7 protein-coding genes and 1 pseudogene are annotated in these 22,694 nt (G+C 70.8%); all 8 read right to left on the bottom strand.

Annotation, left to right across the window (positions count from 1 at the left end; translation table 11 throughout):
• Positions 1–38: 38 nt before the first annotated feature.
• Entirely contained in the window at positions 39–707 is a 669-nt protein-coding gene (locus NGR01S_RS32365; protein WP_245664499.1) for a class I SAM-dependent methyltransferase, read from the bottom strand.
• Positions 708–1,274: 567 nt separating this feature from the next.
• Positions 1,275–4,259, bottom strand: a pseudogene (nbtC, locus tag NGR01S_RS08470) (nocobactin polyketide synthase NbtC); the annotation flags it as partial.
• 55 nt (positions 4,260–4,314) lie between these two features.
• Positions 4,315–5,631, bottom strand: a complete 1,317-nt coding sequence (locus NGR01S_RS08465) for a beta-ketoacyl [acyl carrier protein] synthase domain-containing protein (RefSeq protein WP_084480499.1) — start codon at positions 5,629–5,631, stop codon at positions 4,315–4,317.
• A 14-nt stretch (positions 5,632–5,645) separates the two neighbouring features.
• A complete protein-coding gene (locus tag NGR01S_RS08460; RefSeq protein WP_063035596.1) occupies positions 5,646–6,401 on the bottom strand; it encodes a thioesterase II family protein in 756 nt (251 codons plus the stop codon).
• A gap of 143 nt (positions 6,402–6,544) precedes the next feature.
• Positions 6,545–11,131 (bottom strand): non-ribosomal peptide synthetase, encoded by a 4,587-nt coding sequence (locus NGR01S_RS08455; protein WP_084480544.1) that lies wholly within the window; start codon positions 11,129–11,131, stop codon positions 6,545–6,547.
• Positions 11,128–17,184 (bottom strand): non-ribosomal peptide synthetase, encoded by a 6,057-nt coding sequence (locus NGR01S_RS08450; RefSeq protein WP_063035594.1) that lies wholly within the window; start codon positions 17,182–17,184, stop codon positions 11,128–11,130. The genes NGR01S_RS08455 and NGR01S_RS08450 overlap by 4 nt, the downstream gene beginning before the upstream one ends.
• Position 17,185: 1 nt before the next feature.
• Positions 17,186–20,617, bottom strand: a complete 3,432-nt coding sequence (locus NGR01S_RS08445; RefSeq protein ID WP_063035593.1) for a non-ribosomal peptide synthetase — start codon at positions 20,615–20,617, stop codon at positions 17,186–17,188.
• Positions 20,618–20,816: 199 nt separating this feature from the next.
• Positions 20,817–22,565, bottom strand: coding sequence for a condensation domain-containing protein (locus NGR01S_RS08440; protein WP_063035592.1), 1,749 nt, complete (start codon positions 22,563–22,565; stop codon positions 20,817–20,819).
• Positions 22,566–22,694 lie beyond the last annotated feature (129 nt).

Raw genomic sequence — 22,694 nt, 5'->3', positions numbered from 1 at the left:
CGCCGACCCGGCGACTTCGCGTTCACATCCGAAGCTGCCTACGCGTCGCGCACGGCGGCGAAAACACGCTGATCGAGCAGCGCCAGGGGATGGCCTGCCGCCGGCAGTACCACGGCCGGGCGCAGGCCCGAGGCCGTGAGCTGCCCCACCCATTCCGCTTCGGTCAGGAAGATCCGGTCGGTTCCCGCCCGCGCATCGGTCGCCCCCGCGTGCGGCTGCCCGGCCGCGGGCGACATCAGGAAGTGCACCGAGGTCAGCAGCTGGCTGTGCGCCACCACCGTCTCGATGAACACCACCGCGCCCCCGGGATTCAGCAGCTCGCGCAGTTCGCGCAGCGTATGGCCGATGTGATGCGCGTTGTGCAGCACATTCGAGGCGATCACGAGGTCGTGGCGCGGCTGCCGGGCGAGATCGGTGTTCATGTCCACGATGGCGAACCGCATCCACGGCCGATCGGCGAACCGCCGGCGGGCCGCGTCGAGGAAGAAATTCGAGACATCGGTGAAGTGGTACTCGACGGGCAGACCGGTGAGTCCGGCCACCACATCGTCGGTGGTCCCACCGACCCCCGCGCCCAGCTCCAGGATCCGCACCGGCGACCGGTCCGCGCGCAGGCGGGTGACCACCCCGGCGACGATCTCGCGGGCGGCGTGGTTGAGATAGCGGCTGATCGCGTTCTCGCGGTAGGTGGCCTCCGCGGTGAACATATCGCCGTCCGGGAACAGCAACTCCTGCACCCGCATCCGGTCCTGGACGAGTTCGGTGAGGTGTTCGTTGGTGCCGCCCAGGAAGGTGGCGAGTTGCGGTGCGTAGCCGAGATCGGTGCACGCCTGGACCAGTTCGTCGCGCGTCGTGGGCGGCAGCTCCCGCTCGTAGCGGTAACCGCTGTCCGGGTCACCGATCAGCGCGCCGTGGCGGGTGAGTTCCTGTAACCACTGCCGCAGCAGCCAGCGATGCCGGGTCGCGACCTTCAGCCGTTCGGTGATGTCCTCGACGCTGTGCACGGCCCGATCCCGCAGGACCGGTTCCACGGCGCGGAGCATGGCGCGCGCACCGAACAGATCGAGGTCGTGCCGGGCGGAGCGGAGCCGCTCGATATCCAGGTCCGCGGGAACTACCTGTTCGGCCGCCCACCGGGCCCGGGCGCCGAGATCGTCGGTGTCCAGGGGCGCGGCCGCCGGCTGCGCCGCGGCGGGTGGCGGTGCGGCGGGGGCCGGGGTCGCCGGCGCCGCGGTCGGGGGCTGCCCCGGCGCGGGCCGGTCCCCCACCAGCCGGACCACGTCGTCGAGCGTGGCACCGCCCACGAGGTCGCCGACCGGCAGTTCGTACCCGTATTCCTGGTGGACGCGGCGGCGCAGTTCCAGGGCCTGGAGAGAGTCCAGCCCGAGCGCGACCAGCGGTTTGGTCGTATCGATGGCGTCGAGATCGTCCTCGCCGAGGACCTGCGCGAACAGTTCCACGATCCGCAGAGCCGGGGAGACGAGCGCACCGGCGGCCGGGGCGGCGCGGTCCGGGGCCGGTTCCGGGGCGGCCGTGGTGGCCGCCGGGGTGGCCAATCCGGACAGCAGCGGCCCGTAACCGAACGCGCCGAACACCGCGCGGCCGCGGTCCCAATCGAAGGCGGTGATCACCGCGTTGCCGGGTAGTCCGCTCAGGCCCAGCGCGATGGCATCGGCCGACCGCATCGGCAGGTATCCGACCTCGGCGAGGGTCGCGGTATCGGAGGCTCCCACACCTTCGTGGACCGCCCACTGGCCCCACTGCACCGATACGCAGTCCACACCCGCGGCACGTAACCGGTAGGCGAGAGCGTCCAGCATGCGGTTGGCCGCCGAGTAGACGACGGTGCCGCGACCGCCCAGGGTGGCGGCCAGCGAGGAGCACAGCAGCACCCGGGCAGCCGCGGCCAATGGGAGCGCGTCGAGCACATTCGTGAGGCCACCGACCTTGGCCCGCAGCAGTTCGACCACCTGCGCGTAGGTGAGCTCGGTGAGTTCGATGCCCTCGATGCCCGCGTAATCGGCGGCGGCGTGAAGTACGAAATCCGCCGGGGTGGAGCCGAATTCGGAAACCAGGGCACCAACAGCGGCCGGATCACCGATATCGGCGGACAGGACCCGCACAGTGGCGCCGGTCGCTCGGATCGGCACCAGTTTGCGGGTCACCTCCGCCGTTTCGCCCGAGCGGCACACGAGTGTGATCCGCCGGGTGCCGGCCCGCGCGAAATACGCGCAGAATTCGAGGCCGACCTTGCCGGTGCCACCGGTGATCAGCACATTGTCCGGGACGGCGCCGGGGCCGGCGGCGGGCTCGGCCTCGGTCAGCCGCTTGGCGTACAGGTTGCCGTCGCGTACCGCCAGTTCGGATTCGTCCGCGGTGTGCAGGGCCGCGAGCACCGCCCCGGCCGTCTCCGCCGTCGCGGCGGTGAGATCCAGGTGCCGGAAGGCGATACCCGCGTACTCGGCACCGACGGACCGGAAACCGGCCGCCGCGGCGGCGGGTACCGGATGCGGTTCGTCACCGGGTACCACCGCTTCGCCGCCCACGGTGACCAGCCAGAAGTCGGACACCGCGGGATCTGGATTCAGCCACCAGGCGCGGATGCCGAAGAATTCCGCGACCGCTTCGCTCATCTCCGCGTCCGCGGCCGCGGGCAGCAGGACGACCACGGCGTCGATACCGGCCGGGTCGCCGCCGGCCTCGGCGGTGAGGAGCCGGGCGGTCGCTCCGTAGTTCTCGGCCTGCGCACAGAGCGCTTCGGCCAGTTCGGCGCAGGCACCGGAGGCGTCCACCAGCCCGATGGTGCGCGGCGCGAGCAGTTTCCGGCGGGAAAGCCGGGCCCACTCCTCGACCAACAGCTGAGCGGGTATCACCGGTTCCGGGACCGGAGTCGCCGGCGCGGCGACCAGGTCCGCGACGACCGGACGGGGCGCCGGCGCGGGACTCGAGCCGAGCGTCAGCCACAGCCGCTGCCGGCTCATCCGCATATTCGGGAAATCCAGCAGCGGCGGGCGGGGTGTGCCGCCGGTATCGGTGGCCAGTGCCGACCACCGGTAGTGCTGATCGTGCACCGCCAGCGTCGCCAGGTTCCGGGTGAACAACGCGAGATCGGTGGCGGTCCGGTTCGAGGTGCCGGTGACCATGGTCTCGGCCGGGGCCGCCAGGGTCTCCAGATTCTCCCGCACCGGGAGCTGCAGGACAGGGTGTTCGGCCAGTTCCACGAACGAATCGGAGCCGGCCGCCACCGCGGCGGCGATCGCCCGGTCGAACCGGACGGTATTGCGCAGATTCCAGAACCAGTAGTCGTCCAGCGTCGACTCGGCCGGTAACGCCTCGCCCAGGGTGGCGCCGAACGCGGCGATCGGACTGTCGCGGAAGTACCGCTCGGTCAGCCGGCCCTCCAGACCCGCGCGCAGATCGACGCGCAGGCTGTTGACCATGCCGGTGTGCGCCGGATACCGGACCCGGATGACCCGCCCGAACCGCCCGGCCGCGGCGAGGGTATCGACCACCTCGCCGACCACCTCGCGATCGCCGGAGACGCCCACCATGCGCGGCGAGTTGACCACCGACACCTCGGCCCGGCCGGACCGCCGTGCGAGCAGGGCCTCGGCCTCCTCCCGGTCGGCCTCGACGACCGCCATCGCGTAGTCCTCGGGGGCGATCCGGTCCACCGCTTCGGCCCGCGCCCCGACGACCAGCAGCGCGTCCCGGCGCGTCATCTTCCCGGATACATAGGCCGCGGCGATCTCGCCCTGGCTGTGCCCGACCACCGCGGCGGGTTCCACGCCCGCCGCTTTCCACAGCGCCGCCAGCCCCGCCATCTGCAGGAACAACGCGGGCTGCACGACCCGCGCCGAATCGTCGGCGGCCACGGAATCGTCGAGCAGGTAATCCAGCGGCGCGGTCCCGAACAGTTCGGCGAACTCGGCGGCACAGCGGTCCACTTCCGCCCGATACGCGGGGGCCCGGTCGTAGAACACCGCGCCCATACCCGGTCGCTGGCCGCCCTGCCCCGGGAAGACGAAGGTGTGTTTGCGGGCGAGCACCGCGCTGCTGCGGACCACCGCGGGATGTTCCCGTCCGGCGGCGACCGCCGCCAGCGCCGCGGCCAGGGTCGCCCCGTCGTCCACCAGCGCCAGGGCCCGGTGCCGGCGCGCCACCCGGGTCCGGAAGAGCATATCGGCGATCTCGCCCGCGGTGACCCCGGTGTGTTCGCGCGCGTAGGCCCCGATCGCCGCCGCCTCCTCGCGCAGCAGATCCGGCGTATCCGCGGACAGCAGAACCGGAACGGACCCGTCGGGCATCCGATGGCTAGACATCGCCGTTCTCCTCACAGGCAGGCATCGCGATGATCGCGTGGGCATTGGCTCCGGCCGCGCCGAACGATGAGATGGCGCCGTAGCGGTAGCCGTCCACCGGTTTCCACGCGGTGAGTTCGGCGGCCAGCCGCAGACCGGTGCGCTCCCAGTCGACGCGGGTGGTCGGGGTGTCGGCGTACAGGGTGGGGGGAATCCGTCCGTGCAGGCCGGACAGCAGGAGTTTGGTCAGGCCGAGCATTCCGGCCGCGGCCTGGGCGTGGCCGGCGTTGGCCTTCACCGAGCCGAGCGGGGCGGACGAGCCCGCCGCGCCGTAGGTGTTCTGCAGCGCCCGGATCTCGACCGGGTCGCCGGCGCGGGTGGCGGTGCCGTGCCCCTCGATCATTCCCACCAGCGCGGGATCGATTCCGGCGGAGGCGATGGTTTTCCGGATCACCCGCTCCTGCGCGTCGGTCCGGGGCACCAGGATCGGTTTACCCGCGCCGTTGTGATTGTGATGGGAGGCCAGGATCCGGCCGTAGATCCGGTGCCCGAGTCGCCGGGCCCGCGATTCCGGTTCCAGTACCACCACGCCCGCACCCTCACCCCACAGCGTGCCGGACGCGTTATCGGCGTAGGAGCGGCAGTGACCGTCGGTGGACAGGGCATTGAGCCGGGAGAACTCGTAGAACGCGCCGGGCGATCCCATCACGCTCACCGCTCCGGCGAGTGCCCAATCACATTCACCGGCCCGGACGGCCGCGGCCGCCAGATGCAGCGCGGTCAACGACGAAGCACACGCCGAGTCGACATTCACCGAAGGCCCGATCAGCCCGAGACTGTGCGAGACCCGGCCCGATACGCCGAAGGTGCTGTAGCCGATGATCCGGTGACCGGAGTACTCGTGCACCGCGGACGCGCGCGGCCCGTACTCCATCGGTGAGGTACCTATGAAGACCCCGGCGTCCTCGCCGACGAGGTCTCCCGGGTTGATACCCGCGTTCTCCAGCGCCCGCCACACCGTGCGCAGCACCACCCGCTGCTGCGGATCCGCGGCGGTGGCGTCCCGTTTTCCGATACCGAAGACGGCGGGATCGAATTCGGCCGCGGTGTCGAGGAATCCACCGGCGTCGTTGACCGGGTTCCAGCCTTCGTGCCGGTCCAGCGAGAGCAGATCGTCGATATCCCAGCCGCGGTCACGCGGGAACGGGCCGATGAGTTCTCGTGATTCCACCAGCGCGTCCCACAGCGCGCGTGGTTCTTCGATACCGCCGGGCGCCTCGACCGCCAGGCCGGCGATGACGACGTGGTCGGTATCGGATTCCTGAGCCATTGCCGCTCCTCGTCTCATACGTTCGATCCGGAGCGCGCGCTCTCGGCCACCAGGTCGGCGAGGGCAGCGATATGGTCGTTCAGGTAGAAGTGGCCGCCGTCGAACACCGTGACCTCGACCTCCCCGCTGTGCTGCCGCCAACCGTTGAGGTCGGCGATGCCGACGATCGGGTCGCGGTCCCCGCCGATCGCGTGGATCCGGGTGGCGATCTCGATATCGGGGTCGCACCGGTAGGCGTCGGAGGCCCGGTGGTCGGCCTTGATGGCGGGCAGCGCCATGCGCATCAGTTCGCGGCTGGCGAGCACATCGGAGCCGGTGCCCTCGAGCGTCGCGAGATGGTCGAGCAGTTCGTCATCGTCGGTTGGAGCGGGTTTGCGGTGCTCGCCGCGACAGGGTGCGACGGCGGCCGAGATCACGACCTGGTTCACCGGCATCCCGGCCGCCTCGGCGAGTTGCACGAACTCGAAGGACACCAGCGAGCCCATACTGTGCCCGAACGTCACGAACGGCAGCCCGCGGTGGACCGCCGATGCCCGGAACTCGGCGAAGGCGCCGGCCGCGATATCGGCCAGCGAGGTGAGCGCCGGCTCGTTCGCCCGGTCCTGGCGGCCGGGGTACTGGAAGACAAAAACATCGAAATCCGCGCTGAACGCCTTGGACAGCGCTCGGTAGGCCGAGGCCCCCGATCCCGCGTGCGGAAAGATCAGCAACGGAATCGGCTCGGCCGCCCGGGATCTGTGGAATTTCCGGATCCACCCTGGACTCTGCATACGCTCACTCCGCTCTGGTTTCGATGTCGGCGCGGCCGGCGAATTACGGTGCCCGCCCCGGCCGCTCGGATCGGCCCCGGCGCATCCAGTGGCTTCCGCCGGGCGCTGTCTCGGGGCCGAATGGTGTTCGAGGTCAGGAAGTCTCACGGTTCCCCCGCGGCATGACCGGGCGAGTCCACAGCCGCCGCCAGTGCCGCCACGGCCCGCGACCACAACTCGGTCAGCCGGTCGATCTGGGCAGCGGTGAAGATCCCCTCGCTGAACCCCCATCGGGTCATCAGCTGTGGGCCCTGGGGGGTGCTCTCGACTGTGGCGACCAGGCTCGTGGCCGACCGCACCGGCAGATCCGGTTCGGTGTCCACGGGCAGAGCCTGCGCCAGGGCCGGATCGCTGATCATCGACCAGGCGCCCTCACGATGCCCGCCGAGGTCCATCCGGCCGAGATAGTTGAGTTCTATTTGTGGATACCCGACCTCCACCAGTTCGGGCACACCGGCGATATCGCGCAGCAGTCCGAAATCCACACCGTGCTCGGGGACCCGGCACATATGCGCGCTCACCGCATCCAGCAGCGCCCGCGCCGCGGCCGGTTCCGCTTCGGCCCGGTCGACATCCACAGCATGCTCGCCCGTACCGAGCCGGACCGGAAAGACGCTGGTGAACCAACCCACCGTGGCGGAAGTATCGCAGTCGGCCGCGATATCCGGCCGTCCATGACTTTCCAATGCGACCAATGCGCCGGCCCGGTGATCCTGGCCACGCTCGCGCCGCCAGGAAGCCAGCGTCGCGGTCAGCGCGGCCAACAGCAGATCGCGGACGCCGTCCTGCCCCGCGGCGGAACGCAGGATCTGTGCGGTCGTCGCCGGTGCGGTCGGTACTCCGGTGAACCGCAGGGACGCCCACGTATCGCTCCGCCGCAGGACACGTCCACCCAGCAGCGGGTCGGGAGCCTGGACCTGAGCCACCCAGTAATCCCGTTGCGCGAGCACTTCCGGCTGCCGGGCACGCTGCCACAGCAACTCCGACCATCGCCGGTAGGAGGTGCCCTCCGCGGCGATTCGCGGCGCCACGCCGACTGCGACCTGCGCCCAGGCATGTTCCAGATCGGCGAGCAGGATATGCCAGGACACCACGTCGACCGCCAGGTGGTGGGCGGTCAGCAACAGCAGATCGCCGCGCGGCGTACCGCGGAAACGCACCGCGCGCACCATCTGTGCGCGGTACGGATCGAGTTCGTCGATTGCCGTGCGGGCCGCCGCCCCGATCGCCGCGGTGCACCGGGATCCGGTCGAACCGGGACCGATGTCGAGCTCGCTCAGTATCCCAGTCGCCGCGACGACCCCGGGCTCGCGGGTGACGACCCGCGGGCCGTCCGGAGTCTCGGTCAGCACCGCACGCAGCATGTCGTGTCCGTCCAGCACGGCCTGCAGCACCATCTCCAGGTCGGTGCGCACCATGTTTTCGGGCAGAGTGAGCAGCACCCCCTGCGCCAACCGCCGGAAATGCGGTTGTGCGTACATCCACGAGACGATCGGCAGCGGTGGTACCGGTCCGTAGTCGGGGCCGTCCGATTCCGCCGCCGTCGCCGCCCCCGCGTCGATGGCGGCGGCCAGATCACGAATCGTCGGCGCCGTGACCACCATGCGCGGGGTCACCGGCAGCCCGTGCCGCCGGGCCCGGTTGACCAGCGAGATGGCGACTATACTGTCCATTCCGAGCGCGAAGAAGTCGTCCTCGACCCCCGGTGCGCCACCGTCGAACACCTCGGCGAGTACCGCGCTCAGTGTGTGTTCGGTCGCCGTGACCGGTGCCGCCGACCCGGCCTCTCGATGCCGCGTACGCAACGCTTCGGCCAGTCCGGCCAGTGTCCGGACGTCGAGCTTGCCGTTGGCGTTGACCGGCAGTTCGGGCAGTGCCTCCAGCCGCCCGGGCACCATATAGGCGGGCAGCACCCCGGCCAGCGCGGCGCGCATCCGCGCCGGGTCCACCGGCGCACCCGCTTCCGGTACCACGAAACCCACCAGTCCGGCGCTCGCGCCGTGGCGGCGGACGACCGCGGCGGCGGCCGCGATCCCGGGCAGGTCGCGCAGCGCGGTCTCCACCTCACCGATCTCGACCCGATAGCCGCGGATCTTCACCTGGTCGTCGGCGCGCCCGAGATAGTCCAGGCCGCCCTCGGGCCGGTGCCGCACCAGATCGCCGGTGCGGTACATCCGTGTGCCGGGGTGCACCGGGTCCGCGACGAAACGGCCGGCCGTGGCCGCGGCGCGCCCCACATAGCCGCGCGCCACCTGCGGGCCGGACAGGTACAGCTCCCCCACCACCCCGGCCGGCACCGGACGCAACCGCGAATCCAGTACGTAGGCGGACATTCCGGCGGTCGGCAGGCCGATGGTCGCCGACGCCGGACCGTCCGGCGCGGTCACCTCCGCGACCACCGCTTCCACGGTCGTCTCGGTCGGGCCGTAGCAGTTGTGTACCGCGATATCGGGCAGCGCGCGCAGCCGGGACCACAGCTGCCCGTCGATGGCTTCGCCGCCGAGCGCCAGCACGGTGAGCTGCTTCCCCGGCAACCCGGTGGCCTCCAGCTGGCGGAACATCGACGGCGTCGTATCGATCATGTCGATCCCGAACCGGGTCAGCCCCGACACCAGGCCCGCGGCGTCGCGCATGGTCTCCTCGCCGAACACCTGCACGCTGTGCCCGTCGAGCAGGCCGATCATCGGCTGCCAGGAGGCGTCGAAACTCAGCGACCAGGCATGCGCGATCCGCAACGGCCGCCCGAGCCGGCGCACCGCGGGCCGGTACACCCGGGCCCGGTGGTCGGCGAAGTAGCTCACCAGCGCCCGGTGCGTACTCGCCACGCCCTTCGGTTCGCCGGTGGAACCCGAGGTGAAGATGACGTAGGCGCAGTGCCCGGGCCGACGGCGCACCGGCGGCGCACCCGCCGGGTGGCGTGCGATACGAGCGGCGACCGCGGCGTCGTCGAGGTCGAGCGCCGGTGGTCCGTCCGGAGTGGCCGTGAACCCCGCCGCGGTCAGCAGTAGCCGGGGGCGGGACTGCCGCAGAATGGATTCGATCCGCGTCGCCGGCAACGTGATATCGACCGGAACGTAGGCGGCGCCGGCCGCGAATACCGCGAGGACGGCCACGATCGAGCGCGCGCCACGCGGAAGGCAGAGCGCCACCGTGTCTTCCGGTCCGACACCCGCGGCGACGAGTTCCCGGGCCAGCCGGGTGGCCTCGTCGTGCACCTGCCGGTAGGTGAACCGGACCGTATCGTCGGCGAGCGCCGGCACGTCCGGGGTGATCGCGGCCTGGCGTTCGAACAGCTCGAATACCGTGGCCGCGGCGTCGGTATCCGGCAGTTCCGGTGTCGCGGCGCCGCGCAGCAATTCGGCCGCGGCCGCGGCGGAGTGGACCTCCACCGCACCGGTCGGGATGTCGGCGGCGCCGGGTAGCCGCCGCAGCACGGTGAGCATCATCGACCCGATATCGCCGGGCCGGTACGGCAGCGCGCCGGGTACGGCCTCCACCGCGACCAGCAATTCCTCGTCGTAGACGTGGGCGACCACTGTCAGCGGATAGTGCGTGAGGTTCTTCGACAGCACGGGTTCGAAATGGACCCCGCTGTCGCCGATATCACCGAGCCCGTCCAGCGGCGCGTTCTGGAAGACGAACATCGTGTCGAACAGCGCGCTGTGCCCGGCGGCGAGCTGCACCGACGACAGGCTCAGATACCCGATCTCGCGCATCGTGCTGGATTCGCGCTGTAGGCGCAGGCAACTCGCGGCCACGGTTTCGGTCGTATCCAGCCGGAAAGCCACCGGGACGGTGTTGATGAACAGCCCGATCATCCGGTCCACGCCCGAGATCTGCTCGGGGCGCCCGGTCACCACCGTGCCGTACACGGTGTCGGCGCGGTCGGTGAGCCGGGACAGCACCACCGTCCAGGCGAATTGGACCGCGGTGTTCAGGGTGAGCCCGCGCTCGCGCGCCCAGTTCCGCAGTGTCCGCGTCTCGTCCGCGGTCAGCCCGACCCGGGTGACCTCGGGCGGTACCGCGGCGGCGGTACCGCCCAGCCCCGACGCGGCCCCGCCTTCGGCGACCATGAGGGGGCCGCTCACCGGTTCCAGATACCGCACCCACTGCTGCCGCACCTGGTCGGTATCGCGCCCGGCCAGCCAGCCGATGTAATCCCGGTAGGGCCGTACCGGCGGCAGTACCTCGGGCGCGCCTCCGGCCGCGTACAGCACGCGCAACTCGGCGAAGAACAGGCCGAGCGACCAGCCGTCCAGCAGGATGTGGTGCGCGGTGACGATCAGGCGGCGGCGCTGGGTACCGTCCGCGGCCGGGGGCAGGATCACCAGTGCGGCGCGCAGCGCCGGACCCTTCCGCAGATCGAACGGCCGCCGGGTCTCCGCCTCGGTGACCGCGTCCACCTCGTCGTCGGTCGCCGTGAGCTCGGTCCACGGCAGGTCCACCGCGGTGGGAATGATCTGCACCGGTTTCGGCAGGTCCTCGTCCCAGAACACCGCCCGCAGATTCGGATGGCGGACGAGCAGTGCCTCCAGACTGCCGCGCAGCACCCCGGTATCCAGCGGGCCGGTGATATCGACCGCGAACGGGATGGCGTACACATCGTGTCCCGCGGCGGTCAGCTGCGCCAGGGTGAACAGCCCCTCCTGCAACGGGCTCAGCGCCAGGACGTCTTCGATCTCGGCGTTCACTGCCACATCCTCCGCATCACCAGCAGCCCTTCGTCTTCGTCGGTGAGGATCCGGGCCGCCTCTATCGGGCGGTCGGGATGGTCGGCGATATCGCGGAGGGTGTTACGGAAGGCGGCTTCCACGATCCGCGCGTCATCGGCTTCGAAGGCGTCCTCGGCGTAGAAGATGATGGCCTGCACCTGATCGCTGAGTAGCAGCGAATTCGCCGGGAAGATCATGAGCAGCAGGGCGTTGTCGGTGGCGCCACCGGCATCGAAGGACACCAGCTCCAAACCCGACTCATCGAGCAGATCCGCCAGCTCCCGGCGACGCGCCGGATACGACTCCAGCACGAACATGCTGTCGAAGAGTTTGCGTGTCCCGGTCGCCCGCAGGGCGGCGGTCAGCGGGTACTGATGGTGTTCCATGAGTTCCACCCGCCGCGACCGGGTATCGGCGAGGTGCTCGCGCCAGGTGCGATCCCGGCGCAGCGGTAGCACGGCCGGAACGATATTGGCGAAACAGCCGATGGCCTCGTGCACGCCGTCGAGATCCGCGGGGCGGCCCGATACCGATTCCCCGAACACCGGGGTCTCGGTACCGGTCACGTACCGCAGCGTGTTGGCCCAGGCCAGCTGGCACACCACCCCGAAGGTGGTCCCGAGCTCGGCCGCCAACGCGGTGAGCCGGCGCACCAGATCCTCCTCGATCGTGAACTCGCACGCGACCGGCGGCGCCGAACCGCCCGGCGCCCGCCCGGGCGCGGCCAGACACGGTTCGACACCGTCGAGCACCGTGCCCCACGCCGCCTCGGCAGCCGGCGCGCCGCGACGGACCGAGTCCAGGAAGCGCGCGAAAGTCGCCGGATCGGCGAGGGGCTCGGCCCCGGGCACCGCGAACTCGGCGAATATCTCCTGGGTCAGCAGCTGCCCGGACCACCCGTCCAGCAGCAGGTGGTGCATGGTCAGCACGATCATGTGACGGGATTCGGGCAACCGCGCCACCGTGACCCGGAACATCGGGCCGCGGCCGAGGTCGAACTGTTCGGCCTGATCGGTCCGGATCAACTCCGCCAGCCGCGCCGCCGGGTCCCGGTCGGCCGTGAAATCCACTTCGCGCACCGGGATGTCGACGTGCGGGGCCACGAGGCCGTACGGAGTGCCCCCGTGGGAAACCGACACCGTGATCCGCAGATTCGGGTAACGGTTGAGCACCGTGTCGTACGCCGCGGCCAACCGTGCGATATCGAGATCACCGCGGACACCGATCAGGGTCTGCACGTTGTAGAGGTCGGCGGACCCGGCACTCAGGGCGGTGAAGAACAGGCCCGCCTGCATGGGCGCCAGCGGATACACATCCTCGTAGGCGCCGTAGCTGCCGTGCCAGCGGTCCAGGTCGAGCTGGGTCACCTCGGCGGCGAGTACATCACCGGGCGTGAGCCGGCGGCCCGGGTTCTCCCGCACCGTTTTCGCCAGCTCGCGCAGCCCGCCGAGCCAGTGGTCGGCCAGTTCGCGGACCTCGGTCGCGGGGAGCGACCCCGCCGGACAGCGCATCGTGGCGCGCAGTACCGGGTCGCCGTCGTCGATCAGCGTCGCGGTGGTGATTTCGAGCAGTGCCGCCACCGGCCGGTCCGGTCCGGTGAACTCGCCCGGGAGACCGAACTCCGGTGCGATCCCGCCCACTGCGGCGGCGGAGCCGACGGTGAAGTTGCCCAGGTAGCCGAAGCTCAGCTGTGGCGCGGGTGTTTGCCGCAGGGTGGCGTCGGCGCGGTCGCGCAGCAGGCAGTATCCGATCCCGGCACCGGGGACCGCGCGCAGTTGCTCCTTCACCGCCTTGACCGCGGTGACCGTATCCGGCTCGCCGGATCCGCCGCCGATATCGAGTACTACCGGGTACGGACTCGCCAACCGGCCGACCGTCCGCGTCGGATCGGCTCCGGGGAAGAGGCTTTCGGCGCGGCCGCGACCGTCGACGGTGAGCGATACGGTGGCGGCGTCCCGGTCGCGGGCGCGGCGGAACCGATGCACGGCCACCGCCAGCGCGGCGATCTGGAGAGTATCGAAATCGCAGCCGAAGGACTCGGTCACGGTCTCCGCCAGGAAAGCGGTGTCGTCGCAGTCGAGTTCGGCGGTGATCTCCACGGTGACGTCGGCCGGATCGAAGTCCACTGCTTCCACCAGCCGATCCGCATCCGCGACGACCGCCCGCCAGTAGTCGAGTTCACCGGCCACCGCCTCGGTCTCCGCGTACCGGACCAGATTGATGTTCCAGGTCCGCACCGAGGTGCCCGCGGCGGTCCCGATCGATTCTCCCGACCACAGCCGGCGTAGTTCGTCCTGCACGATCCGCCACGAGACCCGATCGGCGACCAGGTGGTGGATCACCAGCAGCAGTCGTCCGGCCGTCCGGTCCGGGGTCCGGATCCACACCGCGCCCATCACGATCCCGTCCGCGGGATCGAGCGTGGCCGCCGTGACCCGGGCCTGTTCGGCCAGCACCTCCGCGACGCGGTCCCATTGCACGGCGGGTAGTTCGACCTCGCTGACCGCGGGGCGTGCGATGTCCTCGTCCGGCCCGGGAACGTAATAGCCGCGCCGACCGTCCGGGCCGGTACCGATCCGGGCCCGCAGCAGCGGGTGCCGGTCGAGCAGGGTGCCGAGTGCGGCGGTGAGCTCCCGCGCCGTGCTGTCGGCGGGGGTCACCAGCGCTGCCGCCCGGCCGTACCCGAGCTGGGCGTCGGTCGGTTCGGAGCCGAGAGGCACGAAGGGTATCCAGCCGGTGGCCCCCGCGTCCGATAGGACAGGAGGAGCGGTGCCGGTGATCGATGTTGCGGCCGAAGCGATGGCGGCGACGGTGCGTGCGTCGAACAGCGCGCCGGTGGTGATCGCCAGACCGCTCTTCTTGAGCGCCGACACCAACCGGATCGCGCTGATGGAATCCCCGCCCAGAGCGAGGAAATCGTCGTCGGCGGCCAGCACCGTCGCGACGGGAAGCGCCAGCACGGACCGGACGGCCTCGGCCACCGTGTGTTCGGCGGTGCCGCGCAGGGCGCGCCCCCGCCCGGCGGCGCTGCCGAGATCCGGCAGCGGCAGTGCCTTGCGGTCGAGTTTCCCGTTGGCGGTGAGCGGGAGCCGGTCCAACCGGACCAGTGCGGCGGGAATCATGTAGTCGGGCAGCCGTTCGGCCAGCCGGGCCCGCAGATACGTGGCGTTCTCGGCTTCGCCGGCGGTCGCCGGCGGCGCATCCGCCTCGGGTACGTAGTAGGCGACCAGCACCGTATCCGCGTCCTGGGCGACCGCGATCGCCGCCGCGTCCGCGACCCCGGGCATCCGGCGCAGTGCCGAACCGACCTCGCCGAGTTCGATCCGGTGCCCGCGAATCTTCACCTGGTCGTCGGCGCGCCCCAGGTATTCCAGGCGGCCGCGGGCGTTCCAGCGCGCGATATCGCCGGTGCGGTACATCCGCGCGCCGGCTTCGTCCAGGAACGGGCAGGCCACGAAGGTCGCCGCCGTGGTGCCGGGACGGCGGTGATAGCCCTGGGCCAGCTGGACTCCCGCCAGATACAGTTCCCCGGTGACCCCGGCGGGCACCCGCCGCAGCTGCTCGTCGAGCACGAATACCGACGAATTGGCCTCCGGCACCCCGATGAGCGCGGGCCCCTGTTCCGGTGCCCCGGCGAAATCCTCGTGGGTGATGTCCATGGCGGCCTCGGTGGGGCCGTACAGACCCAGTACCGTTCCGCCGAATACGAGGCTCGACTCCGCGACCAGGGCCGGCGGTACCGCCTCACCACCGAGATAGACGAACCGCATCGATCGCAACCGCGCCGGATCGGGACCGGAGTCCAGCAGCGCGCGCACCACACTGGGCACCAGCGAGATCTGGGTGATCCGGTGCCGGTCGATGATCTCGGTGAGCGCCTCCACATCGGCCTGCCACCAGTCCGGTGGCGGCAGGACCGTCGCCGATCCGGTGCACAGGGCGTTGACCAGCTCGAACACCGATACGTCGAATCCGATCGGGGCCTTCTGCAGAATCCGTTCGGCACCGAAACCGAAATGGTCACGCATCCATTGCACATGGTTGGCGGCGGCGCGGTGACCGACGACGACACCCTTGGGCCGCCCGGTCGTACCGGAGGTGTAGAGCAGGTAGGCGGCGTCCAGCGGATGAACCGGGCGGACCGGTTCGGCCGGCAGGCCCCGTGCCCGCTCCAGCGCGCGGACGATCTCGTCGTCGGCCAGGTCCACGACCGGGATACCGTCGGCCGCGGGCAGCGCCCGCTCGGCGCCGGCCGAACGCACCAGCAGCGCCGGCGCCGCGTCGGCGACCAGGAACGCGATCCGGTCGGCCGGATAGCTCGGATCGATCGGCGTGTAGACCGCCCCGGCCCGCAACACCGCGGCGAAGATCACCGGTAGCTGTTCACTACGTTCGGCGAACACCCCCACCCGATCCCCGGGGCCCACCCCGCGATCGGCCAGCAGCCGCGCCAGTGCCGCCACCCGGAGACCGAATTCGGCGTAGGTCAGCTCGATATCGCCGAACACCACGGCGACCCGGTCCGGGTGGTCCGCCGTGGCGGCCCGGATCATGCCATCGAGGGTTTCCGGCCGGATCGGTACCCGCGGTCCGGCCGCCCAGGCGTCGAGCCTGGCGCGGTCGGTATCGCTGAGCACCAGCAGCCGGTCCAGCGGTGTGTCCGCGTCCGCGTGCGCCAGGGTCCGGTCGAGATAGTCGTGCAGCCGGTCGACGGTAGTCGCGTCGAAGAGGTCGGTGCGATAGGTGATCTGCACTTCCACCCGGTCGGCGTGCATGAACGCTTCGACCGCCAGCGGCAGCAGCGACGCGCCGTGATCGGCCAGCCGCCAGGTGGTGGTGGCCCCGGGCAGCCGGGGACCCTGGAACTGTTGCTGGACGAAGAGGACCAGCACGTCGAACAGTTGCGAACCGATATTGCCGGTGGCGCGGTTGACGGCCCGGACGATCGCCTCCTGCGGGAAATGCTTGTGCGCGAAAGCCGCGTTGGTCACCTCGCCGAGGTGGCGGACCAGGTCACCGAACGTCTCGCCCGACCCGCCGGTGAGCCGCAGCGGCAACATATTGATCAGGTTGCCGATCAGCTCTTCGGTCCCGGCTTCTTCGCGGTTGGCGACCGCGGTCCCGACCACCATGTCCCGGGTTCCGGTGAGCTGACGCAGCGAGAGATAGCAGGCGGCGAGGAAAATCTGTAGCGATGTGGCCCGCAATCGCTCGCCGGCCGAGCGCAGTGTCGTTTCCGCGGCGGTACCCAGGAGCCGGTCCGACCGCATCCCCCGTTCGGTGACCACGCTCGGGTGCCGGTCGTAGGGCAACGGCAGTTCGGGTAGCTCGCGGTCGAATTGCCCGGCCCAGAATCGGTCCGCGGCGGTGTGGTCGCCTTCGGCGTACCGGTCCTGTTCCCATTCGGCGTAGTCGGCGACCTGCCGGGACAGCGGTTCGACCCGGATCACACCGGTCAGCGCCTCCCGGTAGAACCGCTGTACATCCTGCGACAGCGCCGCCAGCGACATTCCGTCCCAGGCGATGTGCTGGATGACCACGGCCACGACCACCGTCTCGGCGTCCAGGCGGACGAAGGTGAGCCGCAGGGACGATTCCGCGGTCAGATCGAACTTCCCGTGCGCGGCGGCGGCGACGAGTTCGTCGGCACGCAGGCACGCGGTCGCGGTATCGATGCCGGTGAGGTTCGCCTCGGTGACCCGGGGCGCGAGCTCGGTGTGGATCCGTTGATACGGGTTACCGGTCTCGTCCACGTGATACGTGGTGCGCAGCACCTCATGGCGGCGCACCAGCGCCAGGAAGGCCTGCCGCAGGGCGGCGTCGTGCACCTCGCCGCGGAAGGTCAGGATCTGGCAGACGTTGTAGGCGGTGCTGTCCGGCGCGATCTGCTGATGCGCCCAGACGAACCGCTGACCGAACGAGAGCGGCGCCCGCTGCGGATCCCGCCGCGCCGGGACCTCGGGTGCGGTGTCCAGACCTTCCGCGGCCAGCCGGACCCGCATGAGTTCCGCGAGTTCATCCAGTGTCGGCATCTCAGACGACCTCCATGTCCTCGGCAGTGCCCACTGTGGCGACCTCCAGCAGAATGCGCGCCACCCGGTCCAACCGGCCGGAGGTGTCGGCGGCCCGTAGTGCCGCGCTGATCCCGCGCACCGTGCGCGCCTCCAGCACCACCGTGACCCCGAGATCAGCGACCGCGAGCAGACCCCGGATCTTGGCGGTGAGCGTTGTCGCCAGAATCGAATTACCGCCGGCGTCGAAGAAATCGGTCTCCACCCCGAGCCGCGGCAGGCCGAGCACCTGGGCCGCGATATAGGCCACCGCCGCCTCGATATCGCCCTCGGGCTCGACGTAGACGGGCTCGTGCCCGGTATCGGCGGCGAACAGCGCGCGGATCGCGGCGCGGTCGGATTTCCCATTCGAGGTCAGCGGCATCTCCTCGAGCAGGCGGACCGATTCGGGGATCATCTGCGCGGGCAGCAACTCCCGTAGCCGCGCGACCGGGTCGGCGGGTTCCGCGCCCGGCGCGGCGACCGCGGCCGCGACCAGTCGTCCCGATTCGGTGACCAGGGCGACGGCGGCACGGATATCGGGCAGTGCGCACAGCGCCGCTTCCACTTCGCCGAGTTCGACACGGTAACCACGGATCTTGACCTGATGGTCGGCCCGCCCGAGGAACTCCACCGTGCCGTCGGGCAGGTAGCGGGCCAGGTCCCCGGTGCGGTACCAGCGCGTTCCGTCCAGCTCGACGAAGCGGTCGGCGGTGCGGGCGGGGTCGCCGCGATAACCGTCGGCCACACTCACCCCGCCGATCCACAGCTCACCCGGCACCCGGTCCGGGCAGTCCTCGCCGCGTTCGTTCACCACGCGCAGCACGACATTCGCCAGCGGCACACCGTAGGGCACGGTGACCCAGCCGACCGGGAATTCGTCGGTGACCTCGTACACGGTGGAGTGGATGGCGGTTTCGGTGGTACCGCCGAGCCCGGCGAAACGCAGGCCCGGTACCCGGGCACGCAGCCGATGCCCGAGTTCGGCCGGCACCCGGTCGCCGCCGGTGATCACCAGCCGTACCGTGGCCGGCTGCGCGCCGGTGGCGGTATCGGCCAGCATCGCGACCAGCCCGGGCGCGCCGTTCACGACGGTGACCGCGTACTGCTCGATCAACGCGCTCCATGCCTGCGCGTCGCGTTCGGTGACGTCGTCGACACAGACCACGGCACCGCCGAGCGCGAGCGGGGCGAAGATATCGAAAACGGACAGATCGAATTCGAGTGCGGACAGCGCGATCGTCCGGTCGCCGGGACCGAGGCCGAAATGCGCGGTGAGTGCGTCGACGGTGTTGGCCGCCGCGCGGTGCCCGACCTCCACACCCTTCGGTTCGCCGGTGGAACCGGAGGTGAACAGCACATAGGCGACCGCGGCCGGGTCGCAGTCGCGGGGCCCGGCGAGCGGGTCGGCGGACAGGGCCCGGTCCAGGGGAAGCGCGATCACCTCGTCCGGGAAGCCGGTGGCGCCGTCCACCAGCGCCACCCGCGCGCCGCCGCGCCGCAGGATACGGTCCCGCCGCGCCGCCGGTTGGCCGGTACCGATCGGCAGATAGGTCGCACCGGCCGCCAGCACCCCCAGCACCGCCGGGATCTGCCGCGGCCCCTTGGGCACGAGCACCGCGACCGTATCGCCCACCCGCACTCCGGCGGCGTCCAGCGCGCCGGCCACCGCCAGCGCCTGTGTGGCCAGTTCCCCGTAGGTGAGCGAGCCCGACCGCCACCCGAGCGCGAGACGTCCCGGCTCCCGCGCCGCCCGGTCGAAGAACGATTCGTGCAGGGTCCGTGCGCCGAGATCGGCCGCGGTGTCGTTGACCGCGGCCCGGACCGCCCGCTGTGCCTCCGGTAGCGCGATCGCCAGCGGCGCCGACCAGTCGGCCTCCGGTTCGACCAGGGTCTCGAGGATCAGCCGGAACTGCTCGAACATCGCGTCCGCGATCCCCTCGGGCAGCGCGTCCCGGCGAATGTCCCAGTTCACCAGCAGACCGCCACCGACCTCGGCGACCTGCGCGTCCAGATCGACCTGCGGCCCCTGCGACAGGATCCACACCGGTTTCCCGAAGATCCGGGTGACCCGTTCGGAGAACAGCTCCCCGAGATCCAGGCCCGAGGTGAACACCACCGACGGAGTGACGGGCGCTCCGCGCAGCCGGCCGAGGTCGCGCAGTACATCCAGGCCCTCGTAGCGAGCGTGCGCGGCACCGGTGTGCAGCGCGTGCTGCAATCGGGCGGCGCGGGCGGCCATGGATTCGGGCCGGGTGGCATCGACATCCACCAGTACCGAGTTGGTGAAATCCCCCACCACGGCGTCGATCTCGTCGTGCAGCGGTTCCCGCGCGAACAGCGGGACATTGAGGAGGAACCGCTGCCGGGCCGACCAGCGTGCGATCACCTCGGCGAAAACGGTCGCCAGCGCCACCGCCGGAGTGACCCCGTTGCCGTGGGCGTGCCGCCGCAACCGCGCCGCGGTACCGGCGTCGAACCAGTGGTGCAGCCGGATGCTGCGGGTCGGATCGGCGCGTTCGGTTTCCGGGATCACCGGGAGCGCGGGGATATCCGGCAGCTCGTCCAGGCGCTCGGCCCACCACTGCCGGTCGGCACTGTTGTCCGGTGCGGTGCGCTCCCGGTCGGTGAGGTACTCGCGGAAGGTGTACCGGAGCGGTGCGAGGCCGTCGGCATCGGCTTCGTAGAGTTGTGCCAGGTCGTCGAGGATGCGCCGGTAGCTCTGCGCGTCCGCGGCGAGCATGTCCACGTCGAGGTGCAGCCGGTGGCGGCCGTCGGGCAGCAGGCTCAGGGCGATATCGACCACCTGCCCCTTGCCGACGTCCATTCGCTGATGGCTTTTGCGCTGACGCAACCGCTCCAGTTCGGCGGCCGGATCGGCGTGGCCGGTCAGGTCGGCCGTGTCGAAAATCGGCGGCGCGTCCGGGAGTACCCGCTGGGTGCCGCTGTCGAGGAACTGCGCGCGCAGCTGCGGGTGACGGGCGACCAGCCGGGCCACCGCGCGTTCGAGACGGTCCGCCCGCACGCCGTGACCGTCGAACTCGACGTACAGATGTGCGGCGACCCCGCCGAGCCGCTGGTCACCGCGCCGGCCCATCCAGTAGGCGTGTTGCATGGTCGCCAGCCCGAATTCACCGGCCGGTTCGACGGGTTCGGCAACTGCCGGTTGTGCGGGTGTCGCGGGTTCGGTGTCGCCGCTCGCCGACAGCAGCCGGGTCCAGGCGGTGATCGTCGGCTCCAGCGCCAGCTGCGAACTCCGGACGTCCACTCCCTGTTTGCGCCAGGCCGCCGACAGTTTCATGAGCTGCATCGAGTGCATGCCCAGGCCGACGAGATCGTCGTCGTAACCCACTGACTCGGGCGGTACGCCGATGGCTGCCGCCACCACGTCGCGTACCTCGGATTTGTCGAGCATCCCACTCCTCAACCACAAGAACCTGCGCAAAGAATATAGGCAAGCCTTGCCTAACAATAATGGAGGTACCCACTGCTGGGGAACCTCCGGATCAGCACCGGAAATCGGGCCCGAGAAGTCCGATTCACCGGGCCGGACAACGGAATGGAACCGGCGCCGGAACTACCGCGAGGCCCCGGGCAAGGTCACCCGGGGTCGCTCACCGAGCGCCGAACTTCCTCCCCAGCGCACTCAAGGTCGCCGCGTCCAATCCCGACGCGCCCATCGGCGCCACCGCGGGCGCCTGTTCCACTTCCACACCGGTGTGCGCCTCGTCCCGCTCCAGCTGCCGTGCCAGCTCGTGCACGGCCGGGTGACCGAAAACGGTCTGCACATCGAGCGCATACCCCTGCTCGCCCAGATCGGTCACCATGCGCAGGGCCGCGATACTGTCACCGCCGAGCGAGAAGAAGGTGTCCTCCCGGCCGATCTCGTCTTCTTCGTCCAGTTCGAGCACGGTACGGATCGCCTCGGCGATCACCCGTTCGGCCGCCGACCGCGGCGGGCCACCCAGCCCGGAGGTCATGAACACGAATCCCGCGGTCGCCGCGGCGAACAAGGCGGGCGCCGTGTCGTCGGCACCGATCGGCGTCCCGGGGTCCGCGGCCCAGGCGGCGGCCCGCTGCGCGAATCCGGCCGCGAAACCGTCGATCTCCGGTCGTCCGGCCAGCTGCGGCGGGAAGACGATGTGCACCGTGAGGGAACCGTGGGCCGCCGGGACGATATCGAAGACGATGTCCACACCATACGGACGCGCCACCTGCCGCCCGATCTCCCGGACGGACAACCCGTGGCCCTCCAGCGCGAGCGCTCCCTCGGCGCGGAGCTGCACCTGCGCCTGGAACAGACCGCCCTCGGCCGGGACCGCGTGCCCGCGCAGCAGATGGGTCAGTCGTTCGATCCGCGGGCCGGCGTATTCGCGCGCTGCCGCGACGGCCGTGGCCGCCCGATCGATCGACTCCCGCGCGGTCCCGCTCGCGGCGTCCAGGCGAAGTGCCAGATAGTTGGTGAAATTACCGATCACCCGCGCCGATTCCGCGGTACGCGCGGAATCGGCGAGGCCGATGACCATATCGTCGCCGAGCCCGGCGCCGCGCAGAGCGGCGGCCGCCAGCGCGAGCAGCGGCGCGCTCGGCACGCCGGAAACGGTCAGCGCCGCGACGGTCTCCGCGGGCAGCTCCACCGTGCGATGCGCGAGACCGCCGCCCGCGCCCACGGTGATGACGGGCGTTCGCGCCGGGGCACCGGAGAGTCGCTCGGTCCAATAGGCCAGCGCCGGATCGTCCGCCGCGGTCGCGGCGAGATCGCGCAGCTGGGCGGCGGCGAAATCGCGGTACTGCCCCGCGACCTCCACGCTTTCACCGGTACAGCGGGCGAACAGACCGGCGACGATCAGGTCCAGCGCCCGGTTGTCCGCCGCGACCGGATGCACGGCGACGGTGAGTACATCGCGTCCCGCGAGCCGGTACAGCCGCATTCGCAGCGGGATCCGCCGCACCGGATCGAAACGATGCCCGGCGTCCCCGGCGAGGGCCGCGACCAGCGCGGTCTCATCGGTCGTGCCCGGCACGATCTCCAGCACCGCGTCCGGCACGGGCAAGGGCTGCTGATAGGGCAGGCGCCGATCGTCGGGGAAGACGCTGCGCAGGATCTCGTGGTCGGCGAGCAGGGCGGCCGCCGCGCGCTCGAGCGCGGCGGGATCCAGCGCGCCGGTGATCTCGACCGCGACGAACAGATTCGGCACCGGCGACCCGCCTCGGCCGGCCGGATCGTGCAGCCGTTCCGGCAGGAGGGCCGCCTGCTGCGACAGCGACAACGGCACCGCGCGCCCCACTCCGGCCCGCCCGGGCGCCGGGCGGGGCCCGGCGGGTTCCTGCGTAACCGTTTGCTGCACAAGTGAATCTGGCATTGCGATCCTCGAGCTCACCGATCGAAACCTCCGCGGGGCGCGAACAGCGGTGTCGGCGCCCGCCGAGGTAAGTTAGCCTATCCTAAACGATAGTGGAAGCGTTGTGGAGCCTTCACGTCATAATCCGGA

The sequence above is a fragment of the Nocardia grenadensis NBRC 108939 genome (assembly GCF_001613445.1).
Lineage (GTDB): Bacteria > Actinomycetota > Actinomycetes > Mycobacteriales > Mycobacteriaceae > Nocardia > Nocardia grenadensis.
Note: the sequence above shows the minus strand (reverse complement) of the source record. Positions and strands in the feature narration are given on the sequence as shown.

Excerpts from the sequence above, each read along its gene's own strand:
- NGR01S_RS32365 (WP_245664499.1), bottom strand. The coding sequence starts at position 707 with ATGTTCACCGCGGAGGCCACCTACCGCGAGAACGCGATCAGCCGCTAT.
- NGR01S_RS08465 (WP_084480499.1), bottom strand. The coding sequence starts at position 5,631 with ATGGCTCAGGAATCCGATACCGACCACGTCGTCATCGCCGGCCTGGCG.
- NGR01S_RS08460 (WP_063035596.1), bottom strand. The coding sequence starts at position 6,401 with ATGCAGAGTCCAGGGTGGATCCGGAAATTCCACAGATCCCGGGCGGCC.
- NGR01S_RS08450 (WP_063035594.1), bottom strand. The coding sequence starts at position 17,184 with ATGCCGACACTGGATGAACTCGCGGAACTCATGCGGGTCCGGCTGGCC.
- NGR01S_RS08445 (WP_063035593.1), bottom strand. The coding sequence starts at position 20,617 with ATGCTCGACAAATCCGAGGTACGCGACGTGGTGGCGGCAGCCATCGGC.
- NGR01S_RS08440 (WP_063035592.1), bottom strand. The coding sequence starts at position 22,565 with ATGCCAGATTCACTTGTGCAGCAAACGGTTACGCAGGAACCCGCCGGG.